The following is a 15,930-nucleotide window of genomic DNA, read 5'->3' on the forward strand; positions in this document are numbered from 1 at the left end:
GAAAGAGGCTACATTATTCGTGTATCCTAACTACTAATTTAGCCAGCATTGATAGACGAATGTGACTAAACGCTGGCAATGCGTTAACATAGCTCGTTTGCATGACTTTTTATTAGATAAATTATGTTTATAGACACGCTCTGGTTTGCGCTTTGATATCGGCTACTTTTTGGTTCAATCTAATTTTAGGCACTGTTTGAAGTGATAATAAATAATATAAGCGTCTTTTTTGCTACATTCATTAGTCTGTTTTTGTTCAGAAAACTGGCAAAGGTGATCAATCTTGTCGATACACCGAATGAAAGAAAGGTACACTCTGGTACGGTGCCTTTGGTCGGTGGTTTGTCTATTTTTGTTGTAGTCTTTAGCTACTTATATGTTTTTCCTAACACTTTATCTCATTCATATATTTATTTATGTTGTGCTGGCTTCTTGTTGCTGATAGGTGTGTGGGACGACCTAAAAGACTTAAGTTTTAAACTCAGGCTGCTTATCCAAGCACTGATGTCTCTGATTATGATGATAAACGCCGATCTCATTTTGATTGATCTGGGTTCACTTTTCGGACCCTCCGATGTCAGCATTCCTTTTCTTGGTTATCTGCTTACCTTTATTGCCGTCATTGGTGCAATCAACGCATTTAATATGGTAGATGGGATAGATGGTTTGCTTGGAGGAATGGCAACCGTTACATTTGGCGCAATGTCGGTGCTCTTTCTAATGTCTGGCCACACTCAGCTGTTGTCTTTTTCATTTGTGATCGTTATTGCAACTATCCCCTATATTTTAATGAATGTTGGTGTCCCCTTTGGACAAAGGTTTAAAGTATTTATGGGTGATGCTGGCAGTACAGTCATAGGCTTTTCTATCGTATGGATGTTGATAGAAGGCTCGCAAGGCGAAACTCGTTCATTTAGTGCTGTAACAGGGCTTTGGATTGCCGCAATTCCTATTATGGATGCACTTTCTACTATTATAAGGCGAATAAAAAAGGGCCAGTCACCTTTTATGCCTGACAGAGAGCACTTACACCACATTATCATGCGATTAGGTTTGTCTTCTAGACAGGCACTATTAACTATTTGTTTTATCGCTTTACTGTTTGCCACAGTTGGTGTTGTCGCTGAGTTTATAGGCGTTCCAAATTATGTGATGTTTTGGAGTTTCGTCGTGATCAATCTCGTCTATTTCTATATAATGAGCCGGATCTGGCGAGTAACTGTTAAGATACGCAAATATTTTGGAATCACTACAAAACTAAATAAAAAGCAGTAAATATGTCAAAGCAACCCGTAGTTATCCTAGCTTATGGCGAAGGAGGGCATAAAAAAGAAATGACCCTTCTGTTAGATCATATAGTAGGATCCGAACTCAATTTCGTTTCATTGGGGCCTACACCAATTCACCAGTCCATCACGCATTTTACGCTTGGTGATGTACGTCATAAGCAAAGCCGCATTAAATCCGTTGGAATGGCTATTTACGGTTCAATTAAGGCGCTAACTACGACTCTACAAGTCTGCCGCCAATACAAAGTAACCGGCATTATCTCTACCGGCCCTGGTATCGCTATACTTCCGTCCATTGTTTTACGGCTGTTCGGCAAGAAAGTGGTATTTGTTGAAACGTTTTGCCGCTTTTACACCCGTTCCTTCACCGGCAGGGTAATGTCCAAGTTATGCCATGAGTTTTGGGTGCAAAACAAACAGCAGTTAGCGCTATATAAGAATGCAAGGTACTGCGGAAGACTATGAAAATATTAGTAACGGTTGGTTCTTCTTCATTTGATACATTGGTTAAAGCTGTCGATGAGGCTGCGCAAACTTTCCCCCAACACCATTTCACTTTTCAGATAGGCAAAGGTGACTTTCAGCCACGTAATGGTGAGTATTTCGGGTTTTCGAACCACTTTTCAAACACATTAAAAGATGCCGATCTTATCATCACACATGCTGGGGCAGGAACCGTGTTCGAATTATTGGAAATAGGTAAGAAGTGCATTATTGTTCCTAACTTCGGAAGAGTTGATAAGCATCAATCAGATTTAGCAGACTATGTCGACAAGCATAATTATGCAATGGTTTGCACACAAATAGACTCGATTGCTCAGCTCATCAATGGTGCGAGTAATTACCAGCCTTCGGCTTATGTAAAAGAACCTTTTTTTCTGGCTGAAGACTTAGTGCGACTCTTTTCACAACCATAAAACTCATAAGCTATGGATTGTATATTCACAACCCCCTGAATTTGTTGGACAGGCTTCTTACGAGTACAAAGCTTCCGAGAGATTTTACAGCTCGCTCGGAAGGAGCTTTCGCTATATTAACGATAAAAGGATGCCAAAGCGTTATTTAGCTGATTAAACTACTATAACTCTCTAAGATTGCAGCCGTATTCATTTCTGACGAAAATAAATGGCCGACCTCAGCACGTTCAGTTTCTGTAAGTGTCGCTCGATTTTCAAATAAATGACTGATTGCAGCCGCAATGGATTTTGCATTCTTTTGCTCTGCTACTTTCACCGCAGCTGTGTTTGTCAGTCCTGCCAGCTCGGTTAACCCGCCACAATCTGAAACAACAGTAGGTAACCCGGTCGCCATTGCCTCTAAAGCGGCAACACCAAATGATTCTTCTTGAAATGTTACTTCGTCGCGAATTGAAGGCTGCACATAGACATTATGTGATGCAAGTAAAGATGGCAACTTAACGTGCTCTACCTTATCGATAAAATGTACTTGCTCACTCATACCTAGTTGTTGAACCTGCGCTTTGAGTTGCTCCTCAAGTGCCCCGCCTCCAACTAAAGTTAATGTTGCATCAGGAAATTGGGGCAGCAGTATGGAAAAAGCATCAATGAGGAATTGATGCCCTTTACAATTTATAAAACGACCGACAGAAATAATGCGTAAATTATCGAATGTAACCTTCGCTTTTTCGCTCAAAAACATCGGATTGAAAGCATTATGAACCACTTTAATTTTAGCGGCGGGGACGCTTAGATTTAGCGTTGTTTTATGCTTTAAAAATTCCGAAGGAACTGTCCATTGAATAAAGTCTTTCTTTCCCGCTGCAGCAAGAACAGCACGATACTTAGGTCTGATCAAAGGTTCACTGTTTACATCAGAGCCATGTAATGATGCAAGCGTGGGGATCTTAATACCCAGTTTATCACTCACGTGCATCCAAATTTTTACTGCATTCCCAGTATGGCAATGGATCACATCAGGTTTAAATTCATCTATTACGCGCGCCCAAGTTTTGTAATCAATCATGTAAGGCAACAACTGCAACCTAAGTGCAAGTGCTTGTGTCACTCGCTCATTAATGACTGACTTGATTGGTGATAGGTAAACTTTATCAAATGGGCGACTCGTTTCATTCATTCTATTTGCAGTTAGGATCGCAGACTGTACGCCACTTTGCTCAATCGCAACAACCTGATCATAAATAAAGGTTTCCGTCGTTATTGAAAAATTGGGTATGCAGTGAAGTACTTTCATGAATGTTCCTTTGCTAGTCGCGTTAAAATCAGCGGTAACTTGCATATAATTGTCAGTAAATACTGAATAAAAATCGAGATCACCACGCCCCACAACTCAATCTGTGTACCTAGTATTAAAATACCTATACATAATATGATATTAGAGAAAAGCGTGATCATAAATAACCGCTTCACATACCCTAATGCTAAGAATATCGGATGTATTGGTGTAAAAGCCGTCGCAACCGCGTGAATAAACAAAAACGTAATAATATGCCACTGATAAGCCAGTAACTCTTCTGAAAAGATTGCCGGTATCCAATAATTTGTCGTAAAACTTGCCAACGCGACAACAACCAAAGAAGGGAGGAGTAAAAGCAGGATGATTTTCTGCATTGCGCCTTTAACTTTGCTATAAGCTTTCTTTGCTAATAACGCATTCACTTCAGGGTACAGCACTTGATTCAAGGGACCTGTCACTTTTGTTGAAATCGTCGCGATTTGTTTTATCACGCGATAAGCGCCTGCGGCTCCTACAGATACCACCGCACCCACTAAGATATTATCGAGCTGTTTGACAGGGATATCTGCCAGTGCAGTCATATGAACAGTGAAATTGAAGCGTGTGAACTCTTTTATTCGCGCCAGAGAGAGCGCTTCGATTGTACTCTCTTTGTTCTTTAATAAAGAAACCACTTGGCTCAAGCATAAGCACTGAATAAAAACGACGCCCAACCCTAAGGTGATGAGATAGGTTGCAACGTAAAAACTCACCGTTAAGTTTTTCCAATAGCCAACTAAGGCACAGGCAAAAAAGAGTACTGCACTAATCACGCTCTGTAACGCTAACGCTTTATAACGCTCTTGGTAGCGTAGTATACCAATTGCGACACTGGTTTGGTTTAGCAATATATATATCGAACACCACTTTAGTAACTCGCTGTACTCACCAAGCCCAAAGCTAGCAGCGTAGAGCTCAGCAAATAGAACAGCGATCCCCGTACCTGCAACCGCACACAAAAAATCATATTTGAGCGTTGCTACAATTAATCTTGCTTTATCGCTTTCGAGGCTAAAATAACGTATCAATCCCTGCCATGCCTGAGGGTTGAAGCACAAGCTAATAACCAATATGTATGCTTGCAATAAGGTCACTTCACCAAAGGATTTAACCCCTAGGGCTTTTAATGAGATGGCAACGGATAAAAAGTTAAGAATAGACGCTGATAGGTTACCACCTAACAGGATCCCCGCCTGACGAATTAGTTTTTGTAGCATAGTCGTTCTATTTTTCGTTCAGAAAAGAAGCCAGTGGAGAAAGCCTGTAATTAGCCTTACAGCCCAGTGCTTTCTTCACTTTCGTTTTGTTCTTGTTTTTGCGAAATACCTAATAGTTTGCGTGCAAATACAGTTAACTTCCAAATATTGAGCATAATTTGGTTGTAAACTACCTGGCAAAGAATAAAGCCATAAAACATGAAGTAATCAGGGATCTCATTAAGTTGGGCGAGTATACCAATGAGCGCAAAGAGACTAGCAATTGAACAAATAACAAGCAGAGTCATTTTTGGTCCAACACCTAGTCGTTGTAAAATATGATGCAGATGCTCACGATCTGGTTTAAAAGGCGACTGCCCTTTTTTAATTCTTCTCATTATGGTGGAGATAGCATCCATGATCGGGATTGCAGCAATCCACAACGCGGTCACTGGATTGATGGCGATAATCTCGCCTTGAGATCCCTCAAGTAGCAGCCAAACCACAGTAAAACCAATCACCGTACTACCGGCATCGCCCATAAATACTTTGAATCTTCGACCTAATGGGATCCCTAAATTCATTAAAATATAAGGTAATGTCGCCACCACAATCGCGATAGAAAATGCAAATAGTTCAGTAAGTCCTGCAAGATAAAACAACGCAGCCATGGAACTAAAGGAGACCGTCGCCAGCCCACCTAACAAGCCATCGATACCATCGACCATATTAAATGCGTTGATGGCTCCAACGACAGCAATCACCGTAGCAGCTACTCCAAACGTGCCAATATTAAGAGCAAAAGATCCAAGTAACTGACCAACCTGAGAGAGCATTAAATCAGCAAAGAAAATCATCGTAAAGGCGACACCAGCTTGCACAATCAGGCGCAACTTAAATGAAACGTCAATTAAATCGTCAATAACACCAATGATAAGTAAGCTAACGGCGCAAATAAGATAAACATCTACATTGGTCATACCATTGCCAGATAGCCACAAGTAACAAAACACAATAACGAAAATAGCAACTCCCCCTACTAAAGGGATGCGACCTTTATGATTTTTTCGCTCATTTGGCGCGTCAACTAAATTGATAATTTTTGCCAGCTTTCTGAAAAAAAACAGACTAAGAAAAGCTGCAAAAAAAATGATAATGTTACTTAATACCACTTAAAATGACCTATATGAGAATAATTCATCACTTGCCGGATAGGCGCAAGCAAGGACGCATTATATAGCAAGCGCTTATAAGAGTCACTTATGTAGAATGTCTCAAATTTGTATAAAAAAATCCTTAAATGGAAAGTATCCAGTTGGAGACTGGCTATTTCTGCTTGACGCCTAAAGTGGTAGAATAGCGAAAAATTTAATGTTGTTATTCCTAATTATGCTGAAACAGCTTGTCAGAAATGCCGCCAACCATTTTGGCTATCACCTTACCGTTACGCCTGTTACTAATACGCCAATACAACAACGAGCAGCATTTGTTCATATTGGAAAATGTGGTGGCAGCGCCATTGATCATGCCCTGCGAAAAGCATTGGCCACGCCTTCTGACAACCGTTTATGTAGAGATACAAGTATCGCGGCGAGCATTGGAAGTTTTGGCAGAGACATCAACACACTTGAAGACCAATGCGAATTTGGACATCATCACCTCACTCAACTCCAAGGCTTAATGCGCTATTTTCTCTCTCTTGAGCGTGGTTATATTAGCGGCCATTGGGGGCTCAACAGAGCGATTTTAGATGAATATCGCCAAGTACAATTCATCACTGTACTTAGAGATCCGGTAGCTAGACTAAAATCAAATTATATCTTTAATAAGCTTACGAATAATTTAAAGATAATGCCGCCAACCAACCACCCAACAGATGACTTAATCGCAGAAGCCGATGCCATCATCTTTGGCGAAAGGGGTTGGCAAATGGCAAACACACAGAGTGCCTTTATTTACGGGCATTACCCAAAATCGATGGCTGAAGCGAAGGATAATCACAATCTATTCATAGAAAATTTAGAATTATTCGCACTCGTTGGCTTTCTTGATAACCTTGCCAGTTTTAGACAGCGATTTGAACATAAGTTTAGCCGTCAGCTCGCTATTGAACAGCAAAACTCAACCCAGGCTCAGGTGAGTAGTGCAAATCAACACACGGTAGACATCCTATCTGAGTATTTTAATTCTAAAAAAATCAAAACCCACCTAACTAAACTGTGTGAGCAAGAGAAAATAAATATTGACGTGGCAAGGGAGAAATTTGAGTGAAGCGTAAACTACTCATTAATAGCTCGCTATTAGTAGTTGAACGTTTCACCGTCTTATTTTTTAGTTTTGCCAGCGCCCTATTAATGGCGAGATATGCGGGCGCTGAACTTTTTGGTCAATTTTCCAGTATTGTCGCTTTTGGTTCGTTGTTTTTAGTGTTTACCCAAATGGGGTTAAACAACGTCAGCAGCAAATACTTTACCCTCTACCCTAATAATACAGCGTTTTATCTATTTGCAGCCATTGGGGTTCGGCTCGTATTTTCAGTTGCTATCATTCCACTCGCCTATTTATGCGGGTTACTCGCGCTCGACTCAACTGAGGCCGCTCTAGTGGCATTGCTCGTGGCATTGCAAGTAGGTAATGCCGCTACCGTTATTGAATTTTTCTTCATCGCTAAGCAGGAAGTAGCAACAACGCTTGTTCCACGACTGCTAATAAAGCTTAGCTGTAAACTCGCACTTATATTAGCAATCCTATGGGAATCGCCGATTGTGATTTGGGTGCTCTTGAGCGGTGCCGAATATGCACTGCTGGCAATGGCGTATCTGTTTTTGCTGCGCCGCCAGCCACCTTTAAAAAAAGTACAACTTAATACAGCCAAACGCATGTACAAAGGTGCAGGTATCTTACTTCACCGAGGAAAGTGGTTACTACTTTCAAGTCTTGCCGCCGTGATGTATTTAAAAATCGATCAAGTCATGCTGGCAAGTATGATAGGCGATCAGGAAGTGGCTTATTATGCCGCTGCGGCGAAGCTTTCTGAGTTTTGGTATGTCTTACCTGTGTTAATTGCTAATGTATTTATGCCTAGGCTCGTTAGCCTCTATCATGCTAATAAATTTCAGTATTGGCGATTACAGCGACACTTTTACGCTTATTCGACCGTTGCGGCAGTCGCAGTGATAACGCTGACACTGTGGCTTGCAGAGCCAATCATCTTGTTCTTGTTTGGTGACGCATATCGCAGCAGCATTGCTATTTTGCAGGTACATATTTTTGGCTGCCTCTTTATTTTTAGTCGTGCGTTTATGAGCCGCTGGTTGATTTTATCCAACAATCACAAGTTAAGCCTACATAGCCACTTAATGGGGGCGGTTGTGAATGTATTGCTTAATATATTATTGATACCACACTATGGAGGTGTTGGGGCAGCCATTGCCAGTGTCGTTGCTTATGGTGTTGCAGGTATTGGATTTATGGTGTTTTTTGCTCCGACACGTAGTTATTTAAAATCCCTCATCAGCCATTAGTTTTGATACGAGCGCTTATCCGCAGATTCAAGCTGTTTACTTTTTGCAACTTAACAAGCCTTCTTTTTTAATTCTAGATAGCAAAGTCACACATTAATATTGACCACCTCTTTGACTTTTCAAAAAGATGGCTCAATTAGATAAAATAATTGTGTTAACTCTCAGCCAACATGAACTCGCAATGCTTACTCTAAACTCGATAATATGCGAGTAAACTCACTCTCTAATAATTCCTTATTTATAATGTTACCGCTTACTGAAACAGTCAAAGATTCATTTTTCAGCTTGTTCACAAAAGTTAGATTATAAATAATTTGCTCATTTCCACTTAATGTTGTTGATAAAGTATATTCTAAGTTTGGATGCTTTCCTTGATAAACTGCATCGTCAGAACCAACAAGTGTCACTTTCAAGTCCTGAGCCTCAGCACTAATAAGACCATGAACAGTATTATTTAGTAACTTTTTGAACTCTGCTTGATCACCAGAAAAACTCGCCCCTTCAAGTACTTGACATGTGACATTACTCGCAATGACAGCATTGTTCACTGTCTGTTTAGAAAGCTGCTGTTGAATATGGAGCGTTGTTTTATCTGAGAGGTTTATACTCTGTTGTTTTTTAATGGGATTGGTAAGAAAACTTATGTCATATTCACAATGAGCTTTTGAGTGCAGTGGTGACAACAATAACGCAATAAAAATAGTCAGTTTGTACAAACTTTACCTCCAGGTTCTGATAAAACAAAAAACCCGGCAAAAGCCGGGTTTTTTTTAATCGTAAAGATTAGTTACCGCGTTGTTGAGATGTAGAGATCTCTGTACGGCCTTTGCTGTTTTGGCTAACAGCGTAAGCAGTAACATCGCCTTTGTTAGCATCGATGTTAAATGTAACGCTTAGTTTTGTCTTCGCGCCATTTAGCTTGAAGATTTCGTCCATCTTAGGCTCAGGAAGCTTAGTTACTGTGTTAGCAGCTAGTTTACCGTAGTTAAGTGGACCGTATTCAACACCATTTTGGTCGATAGCTGTAACAATAACATCAACTTCTTTGCTAGTTTCATTAGCGAAGTGGATGAATGTATCAGTATCTTCATAGTTTACAGGAACGTAAGGAACGTTGATGATAGTTGCATCAATCACCCACTTACCAGCATCTACGCCGCTTTCGACAGTTAAACCGCCAGCAGGAAGTGTTGCGTTAGTACCAGTAATTACTACTGAACCTGTCACATCACCAGTTACTGGGATAGATTGTTTTACAGGAGTACCAGCACCGTTAAGCTTGTTAGTGAAAGATAGCGTATCTTTCTGCTCGCCAGTGAAGTTTGTATTAGCGAAAGTAACAGTTACTTTATCTGCATCTGTAGAAGGTGCAGTAGCTGATGTTGTTACAGTACCCTTAACTGAAGCTAGACCTGAAGCTCCACCGTCAGCGAAGTTATCTACATTTTTAAAGTTACCAGCAAAGTTCGCTACTACGCTGTTTACAGCGATTGCACGTAGAAGTGTACTTTTGTTAGTGAATGTATACTTAAGTTCATCAACTTCGTTACCAGCTACAGAGCCAGTCGTTTTCCAAGCTGTCGCGTCATTACGCTCAATAACACCGTCAAGCTTTGTTGTTACGTCAAACGCAAACTGATTTGCTTCAACAGCAAGAACGCCAGTACCTGTTTCAATAACTGTCTTATCAGCTTTTTCAGACTTATAAGAAAGCGTTGAAGCACCTAGTACGTGCACCGTATCTGTACCAGTTGTAGTAGTATCGAAATCGTGCTGACCTAGTACTACACGGAATGCTGAGTTAGCTGTTAGTGGGTTACCTAGGTTTACTTTGAAGCTGATTGAATCAGTTTCGCCTTTAGATGCGTCACCATTTTTAACTGTTACGTTATCAAATGTAAAGCTACCTGTACCGTAATCAAAACCGATGCTACCACAGAAAGCTTTACCACCGCTAACTGTTTGAGTAACTGTACCAGTACAACCAAGCGTGCTCATTAAGTCTACGTTCTTATCAAAAGATAAAGTGATAACAGACGAAGATGGGTGCTCTTTATCTACAACGATGTCAAAAGATACTTTGCTTGCAGAACTTGCAACTTTAGCTGCAATACCTTCAGAAGATACTTTAAGCGCATCACTTGAGATAGTCGCTGCTTGCGCACCGAATGCACCTACAACTGCTGTTGCTACTAGTGCTTTTTTGAATAGTTTCATTATTTCCATTCTCCTAGTTTCATGAAACTGACTTTATGCTAATGAATACATAAAGCCAAATTTATTATTTCCAGCTGGAGTTTTGCCGGAGCATTGCAAATTTAAGGCGTGTATCTATACATGTCAAGTAATTAACACATAAACAACGCGTTTTGCTTACTTTTTACACAGCAAGTTATTTAAGTAACTCGCTCTTTATTTTTCGTGTCAAAACTCAAGCGCAACAATAGACCCTACTCTCTGTAGGTTAAAATTTTATTACGACTCGAATGTTAGTCTTATTTGGCCTTAGCTTTATTGTTCTGCACAAAGTTGTTTTAGCTATTGCCACCATAAACTGGCCTCTAACTTAGCGTTTAACTACAGAACTTTCAACTCAAATTAGCTTTTTTTTTAAAACTTCACATTTTCTAGCCCTAGAAGGAAGCTCTCTTTGACTCTTTCCCAATCGGCTGTGTCATGAACAATTTTTGGAGTAACTAAAATCACAAGCTCGGTCTTATCACTAGACGAATTATCACTTCTAAATAAATGCCCAAGAAGTGGTACATCACCCAAAAGAGGAATAGAGGTAGCTCCTTTTGAGGAGTTTTCACTAATCAGACCACCTAACATTACAGTTTGGCCATCTGATGCTACAACTTCTGTTGATAATGTTCGTTCGAAAATTGCGGGATTTCCAGCGGCCCCACTACTGTCCGGTGATACATTTGAGATATTCTGCTCGATACTCATAATTACCGTACCTTTTGCATTGACCGTAGGTGTGACAGTTAAATTAACTCCAGTTTTTCGATATTGTAGCTCTGTAGTCTGCCGGTCTCCACTAATTGGGTCAGTTGTAGTACTTCCAACCGTTGGAATGTCATCCCCTACACTTATATTAGCAGATACCCCATCTCTAACTAATAAAGAAGGTCTTGATAAAACATTCACTAGCCCATTAGATTGATTCAGATTAATGCTAAACGTCCCAGGCAAGCCAACGATAGAGTAGTTAAAGCCGTCCTTTGAGTTAAAGTTAAAGCGCTCTGAAGATGAGCTGGCTCCACTTCGCAGCGCATATTCAACCCCTTTTGAGAACGACCCAGTTAACTTCACCTCAGCAATCACTACTTCCATCATTACCTGCTTAGGCATGATATCTAGCTTATTGATTATTGGCAGTAGCTCTTGATAATGGCGCCCCGTCGAGTAAAAAATTAGCGCATTAGCTCTTTCGTCCACAACTAAACGTATCTGCTCACCTTCTATAGCTTCACTACTTTTATTTGATGAACTTTGTCTCGTATTATTAGAACGAGTAGATGCTGAACTACTTGAACTATTTTCGTCAAACCCTCTATCATTCTTCGAGTAGCTCCCTCCTAATAGCGGTGCTAAACTTTCACCTAGGTCTGACGCCCTAGCAAACTTTGGATGATATATATAAAAACTTTGCTCAGCCCCCACTGAAGGTTTATCTAGCTCATTTCTCCAATAACTAATGCGATCAATAATTTGATCACTGGTGGCAAATACTACAACTTTCCCCAAATGTTCGAGCGGTATGAATTTTACACTCGCCTGCCTTAAATTATCAGCTACAATTATACCTTCTTCTTTCAAGATCCCCGTTACTTTCTCAATAAAAGATTCTGAACTAATATATTCAAAAGTCAGCATAGCTGTGGCTTTATTGTAAACAACGGGGCTATCAAGAAGTGACACTAGCGAAATAGCGCGCGAAACTTGCTCTCTTTTTCCCTGAATAGTAAGCATTGACTGCACGTTATCAAACAAAACTTCAGCATCAACAAGTTGCGAAAGAATATTAATTAAATTTGGAGGCATCCCATATCGAATCGGCACTAGCTGTACGACTTCAGTAGCCACATTAGGTACATCACTCGGGTTGCGGCCAAAGCCAAACGCTCGATTCTGACGACCATCGCTAGCTAAGTGATGAAGATAATACACCCCCTCACTTTTTGATACAGCAACATTATTTTGAGATAGTACCTGCAAAATCAAGCCAAATAGCTTTTGTTCTGACACACTTTCTTTCAACTCCAGCGTAACTGGTGTTTCAGTCGTTTTAACCTTGGCTTCAACGAGATAAGAAACATCCAGCAATTCACCAAAAGTGTAATGGATAAAGTCATTTAAAGGCAGTGCATTGACTGATATTTTACGCTCGACTTTATCGCTAAAGTCTCGAGCTAAGTCTATATTTAAATTGCCATTCGAGGTTATATCAGAAAGAGAGCTTAATCTTTGAATACCACCTTTTTTATCCTGTTCATTCGTTGTCTCAAACGCCTGACTCTCCATAGCGACTTTATCTGTATTCAAATAGGAGGTCTCGACAACAACCTGCTTCACTTCCTTGTTACGATCTATAGTCGAATTGCACCCTGATAGGCTAAAGGCAAGCACCAGCATGATTGTCGATTTAGTTATTGTCTTAGCCATTGTTACTTCTCTCAAACAATTTAAACTTATACTCTTTCTCGCTGTTAATCACAGTAATTTCATTACCCTTGATATCAACAAGCTTAGAGCTTTTGAATTCGTCTCCCTTTTCTAACTTAAATAGCTCAGCATCCTTCGATTTCAAAACTACAAAAGGGTTCTTACCTTTTTGAAAAATACCTAAAAATTGATAACTTTCTCCGGCTATCAAGAGCCCCCCCTCTACTTCTGCAGGTTTCATCTCTTTATCGTTCTTTTCGGCACTTTCTTCGGGTAATTTATCCCGAAAAAGCCACTGTTGCTCAACTTCTAATTCTGCAACTTGAGTTGGCAGCACGAAATTTATAGTAGTAGAGTTATCAGGTAACTCTTTGTCTTTACTTTGTTGGCCAGCGAGTTCAAGCCCAGATAACATAAACACAACCGTACTAACGCTCAACAACACTAAAAACCACTTCATAGTGTTTCCCTATTATTTTGCCAAAATACCAACTTTAACATGATGACCATGCGGTTGTTTGGCTTGCCGGATACTTCTCTTCCAGCATAAGAATAACTTTTAATTCTACCTAGGGGCGTTTGAGATTCAAATTCTCTTGTAAACCGTAAAGCACAATCAGGTGTACCTCGAAATCTAACATCCAAGTACCATTCAACTTTATCAATTAGTTCATCACGCCCGCCCCACCCGACACTTTCAACTTGGCAATCCAGTGAAGTAAGCAACCTTTCAACACGGCTTTGGGCTTTAAGCTTAAAATCAGACTCGCTCGAATACGGATATACGTAATCTTTTATCTGTGCACTACTAGTTAGTAATGCACTTAGATTGCTCTCAATTTCTTTTTGAGAATTAACTAAGTAATTAATTTTCTGTGTTCTTTGTGCTAATAAAACTTGCTCTTGAATATCTTCTTTTACGGAGTACCACAAAGGCTCTATTACATACATGTATAGCAATAAGCCAAAAAGTACTAATAGGTAATGCCTATACTTTAAAAGCTCAGTTTTCATTCGTCTTCTTAACCTTAAGCTCTAATACAAAATAATCTCTCTTTCCAGATTTCATAACCGAACCAGAAAACTGAGCACTCTCTATCATCGAGGAGCGAGCTATAGACTCTAAAACTTGAGAGGCTGAATCCGCAAACCCTCTAATCGTAACGTTATTATCTTCACCAGAAAACTGCTGAATGTCCATTCCACTATTTATGGCTTCAAATGCGATCTGCCAGTTTTTATGCACTTGCGGATACTGACTAAAGTTATTATTGGTCTGAATTACATATCTTTTAAGCTGCTCCACTTTGTTGCTTTGCGACAGCAAGTTTTCAATTTGAGCAGAGTTTTCAGTAATTTCTGAATTCAGTTTTGATAACTCAATACTAGTAAAAACTTTTGCCCCCACAGCAACTAAAAGTGCAGTAAAAAGAGGAACAAGGTATAGCCCATGGACGTAATTCCAATTAAAGATTCTTTTGCTATCGAATACAGCCAAATTAATTAGCTCGGTTAAATTGATATTTTCTATTTTTTTTACTAAATAACCTGAGTAGTCGTTCTGATTTAGCCGGACTTTTTCCTTCGAATCTGAGATGCCCATTGATAAACAAAACCGATCTATATTGCTCACTAATGCATTCTCGTACACACTAGAACTTTTCCCCCCAGAAGAATAATAAAGCACTCCTATAGGTGTTTCTAGCTCATAAACCCTTTCATTTTCTCCTTTCATACTCCCTACCAATTCTGTTTCCGGGATATAGATACAGTGAGGATAATAATCTACAAGCTCTTTATCGATGACAAGAGTTTGAACATCAAACCCTTCTTGAACATCATTTTTTTTGTGTATAAATTTGACTAATCCTGATTCCAACTCAGTTTGTAAGCTTAGTATCGACCTAAGTTCATTATGACTAACTGAGGGATATGTTTGCCACGTTTCCTTAAAATGCTTTCTTGCTAAAATTAACACTTTTGGGGTAGAGGGTGCTTCGACAAACCCACTGTCCGAAAGTGAATAGATACTATCGCAATAATACCCAACATGGTTACGAACTAACTTATGAACACCTAAATATTTTGTGATATCGTTTATAAACTTCATTCAAGATTCCAACTGACATCTGTCATTACAAAAGGACGATGTTTTGACCTTACACGCAAATTTACAATAAATTGCTTAGAAAGCGTTTGGTCATCGGATTTAACCCTCATGGTTATTCTAAGTAAGTTTCCAGTCGAAAACGTAAGAGACTCACCACTGGAGAAACCTGTATATTTATAGAAAACATTCGCACTAAGCTGGCCATTATCACGCAGTTCTAAAAGCTTTTCCACAGTAGATTTGTTTTTAACAAATGAGGCCATTACCTCTTTAGGAGCGTTTAGCGGATTGAAACCAGAGACGTGCTCAACGGTAAAGTACTGAAGCAACTTATCTAGGCGATTTTTTTTTGCACCCTTAATATGCAGCACCTCTCCTAAAGACTGGAGATATCCATTACGGACACCTTTTAAATTACTATTCCTATAGTACTCGCTTTCAGCTCCTTGCCTAAAAACTCTCGAATCTTCATCCTTCCAATCTCGGAGTGAATCTACAAACTCCTTAGCTTGCGCTTGCTCACTCCCCATGTAAACAAGAAAGTCTCCAATGAGATCTCCTCCGGTTGTATTTAAACTTATTAAACCACCTAGATCTTGGATTGAAACTTCAACACCGTTAATCTTAAACACCGAACCATGAAAATTCCAAATCGTCGCTATTTCATTTACATTGTTGGGATCATTGTAATTAGGTGCAGTTAATAATGCATTCGTCAAAAGGGCTTCTGTACTTTCAAGCTGAAGACGCAACTCAAATGACTTTTTTATTTGCGATGATGTTTTAACCTGCTCTTGACCTGTTTGTAATATAAAAATACCTAGCAGCGATAAGACCAAGGAAATAATAAGCACCTGAATTAAGGCAATACCCTTTACCTTCTCCAC

General features: G+C 39.7%; 15 protein-coding genes. 5 read left to right on the forward strand and 10 right to left on the reverse strand.

The window, feature by feature from the left end:
• Positions 1–201 precede the first annotated feature (201 nt).
• From wecA (ABMY45_RS06360) to pssE, 3 genes are read left to right on the forward strand one after another with little or no spacing between them, the layout of a single operon-like run.
• Positions 202–1,275, forward strand: coding sequence for a UDP-N-acetylglucosamine--undecaprenyl-phosphate N-acetylglucosaminephosphotransferase (wecA, locus tag ABMY45_RS06360; protein WP_320076057.1), 1,074 nt, complete (start codon positions 202–204; stop codon positions 1,273–1,275).
• Between the two features lie 2 nt (positions 1,276–1,277).
• Positions 1,278–1,754, forward strand: a complete 477-nt coding sequence (gene pssD, locus ABMY45_RS06365; RefSeq protein ID WP_206471481.1) for a PssD/Cps14F family polysaccharide biosynthesis glycosyltransferase — start codon at positions 1,278–1,280, stop codon at positions 1,752–1,754.
• Positions 1,751–2,206 carry a PssE/Cps14G family polysaccharide biosynthesis glycosyltransferase gene (gene pssE, locus ABMY45_RS06370; protein ID WP_206471482.1) on the forward strand — a complete coding sequence of 152 codons (456 nt, stop codon included), beginning with the start codon at positions 1,751–1,753 and terminating at the stop codon, positions 2,204–2,206. The genes pssD and pssE overlap by 4 nt, the downstream gene beginning before the upstream one ends.
• A gap of 145 nt (positions 2,207–2,351) precedes the next feature.
• Here pssE and ABMY45_RS06375 read toward each other — a convergent pair whose 3' ends face one another.
• Genes ABMY45_RS06375 through wecA (ABMY45_RS06385) form a run of 3 tightly spaced genes read right to left on the reverse strand, consistent with a single transcriptional unit; the run spans position 2,352 to position 5,910 of the window.
• Positions 2,352–3,500 (reverse strand): glycosyltransferase family 4 protein, encoded by a 1,149-nt coding sequence (locus tag ABMY45_RS06375; protein ID WP_349288605.1) that lies wholly within the window; start codon positions 3,498–3,500, stop codon positions 2,352–2,354.
• Positions 3,497–4,759, reverse strand: coding sequence for an oligosaccharide flippase family protein (locus ABMY45_RS06380; protein WP_206471484.1), 1,263 nt, complete (start codon positions 4,757–4,759; stop codon positions 3,497–3,499). Before ABMY45_RS06380 ends, ABMY45_RS06375 begins: the two co-directional genes overlap by 4 nt.
• 56 nt (positions 4,760–4,815) lie before the next feature.
• Positions 4,816–5,910 carry a UDP-N-acetylglucosamine--undecaprenyl-phosphate N-acetylglucosaminephosphotransferase gene (gene wecA, locus ABMY45_RS06385; protein ID WP_206471485.1) on the reverse strand — a complete coding sequence of 365 codons (1,095 nt, stop codon included), beginning with the start codon at positions 5,908–5,910 and terminating at the stop codon, positions 4,816–4,818.
• Between the two features lie 199 nt (positions 5,911–6,109).
• On the opposite strand from wecA (ABMY45_RS06385), the gene ABMY45_RS06390 reads away from it, so the two are divergent.
• Both ABMY45_RS06390 and ABMY45_RS06395 read left to right on the forward strand, forming a co-directional pair.
• A complete protein-coding gene (locus ABMY45_RS06390) occupies positions 6,110–7,009 on the forward strand; it encodes a hypothetical protein (RefSeq protein ID WP_206471486.1) in 900 nt (299 codons plus the stop codon).
• Complete coding sequence (locus ABMY45_RS06395) at positions 7,006–8,262, forward strand: flippase (protein WP_349288606.1); 1,257 nt, start codon at positions 7,006–7,008, stop codon at positions 8,260–8,262. Before ABMY45_RS06390 ends, ABMY45_RS06395 begins: the two co-directional genes overlap by 4 nt.
• A gap of 185 nt (positions 8,263–8,447) precedes the next feature.
• Here the strand turns inward: ABMY45_RS06395 and ABMY45_RS06400 are convergent, their stop codons facing one another.
• The 7 genes from ABMY45_RS06400 to ABMY45_RS06430 all read right to left on the reverse strand — a co-directional run bounded on the left by ABMY45_RS06400 (position 8,448) and on the right by ABMY45_RS06430 (position 15,930).
• Positions 8,448–8,978, reverse strand: coding sequence for a hypothetical protein (locus ABMY45_RS06400; protein ID WP_211867760.1), 531 nt, complete (start codon positions 8,976–8,978; stop codon positions 8,448–8,450).
• Between the two features lie 67 nt (positions 8,979–9,045).
• Positions 9,046–10,479 (reverse strand): hypothetical protein, encoded by a 1,434-nt coding sequence (locus ABMY45_RS06405; protein WP_349288607.1) that lies wholly within the window; start codon positions 10,477–10,479, stop codon positions 9,046–9,048.
• Positions 10,480–10,872: 393 nt separating this feature from the next.
• Complete coding sequence (locus ABMY45_RS06410) at positions 10,873–12,933, reverse strand: secretin N-terminal domain-containing protein (protein ID WP_349288608.1); 2,061 nt, start codon at positions 12,931–12,933, stop codon at positions 10,873–10,875.
• A complete protein-coding gene (locus ABMY45_RS06415; protein WP_227387490.1) occupies positions 12,926–13,393 on the reverse strand; it encodes a hypothetical protein in 468 nt (155 codons plus the stop codon). Before ABMY45_RS06415 ends, ABMY45_RS06410 begins: the two co-directional genes overlap by 8 nt.
• A complete protein-coding gene (locus ABMY45_RS06420; RefSeq protein WP_211867750.1) occupies positions 13,390–13,947 on the reverse strand; it encodes a hypothetical protein in 558 nt (185 codons plus the stop codon). Before ABMY45_RS06420 ends, ABMY45_RS06415 begins: the two co-directional genes overlap by 4 nt.
• Entirely contained in the window at positions 13,937–15,043 is a 1,107-nt protein-coding gene (locus tag ABMY45_RS06425; protein WP_349288609.1) for a hypothetical protein, read from the reverse strand. The genes ABMY45_RS06420 and ABMY45_RS06425 overlap by 11 nt, the downstream gene beginning before the upstream one ends.
• Positions 15,040–15,930: a hypothetical protein gene (locus tag ABMY45_RS06430; protein ID WP_349288610.1), complete on the reverse strand. Its 891-nt coding sequence runs from the start codon at positions 15,928–15,930 to the stop codon at positions 15,040–15,042. The genes ABMY45_RS06425 and ABMY45_RS06430 overlap by 4 nt, the downstream gene beginning before the upstream one ends.

Source organism: Pseudoalteromonas sp. XMcav11-Q (assembly GCF_040104525.1).
Classification (GTDB): domain Bacteria; phylum Pseudomonadota; class Gammaproteobacteria; order Enterobacterales; family Alteromonadaceae; genus Pseudoalteromonas.

Excerpts from the sequence above, each read along its gene's own strand:
- ABMY45_RS06390 (WP_206471486.1), top strand. The coding sequence starts at position 6,110 with ATGTTGTTATTCCTAATTATGCTGAAACAGCTTGTCAGAAATGCCGCC.
- pssD (WP_206471481.1), top strand. The coding sequence starts at position 1,278 with ATGTCAAAGCAACCCGTAGTTATCCTAGCTTATGGCGAAGGAGGGCAT.
- ABMY45_RS06380 (WP_206471484.1), bottom strand. The coding sequence starts at position 4,759 with ATGCTACAAAAACTAATTCGTCAGGCGGGGATCCTGTTAGGTGGTAAC.
- pssE (WP_206471482.1), top strand. The coding sequence starts at position 1,751 with ATGAAAATATTAGTAACGGTTGGTTCTTCTTCATTTGATACATTGGTT.
- ABMY45_RS06410 (WP_349288608.1), bottom strand. The coding sequence starts at position 12,933 with ATGGCTAAGACAATAACTAAATCGACAATCATGCTGGTGCTTGCCTTT.
- ABMY45_RS06420 (WP_211867750.1), bottom strand. The coding sequence starts at position 13,947 with ATGAAAACTGAGCTTTTAAAGTATAGGCATTACCTATTAGTACTTTTT.
- ABMY45_RS06425 (WP_349288609.1), bottom strand. The coding sequence starts at position 15,043 with ATGAAGTTTATAAACGATATCACAAAATATTTAGGTGTTCATAAGTTA.
- ABMY45_RS06375 (WP_349288605.1), bottom strand. The coding sequence starts at position 3,500 with ATGAAAGTACTTCACTGCATACCCAATTTTTCAATAACGACGGAAACC.
- ABMY45_RS06405 (WP_349288607.1), bottom strand. The coding sequence starts at position 10,479 with ATGAAACTATTCAAAAAAGCACTAGTAGCAACAGCAGTTGTAGGTGCA.
- ABMY45_RS06415 (WP_227387490.1), bottom strand. The coding sequence starts at position 13,393 with ATGAAGTGGTTTTTAGTGTTGTTGAGCGTTAGTACGGTTGTGTTTATG.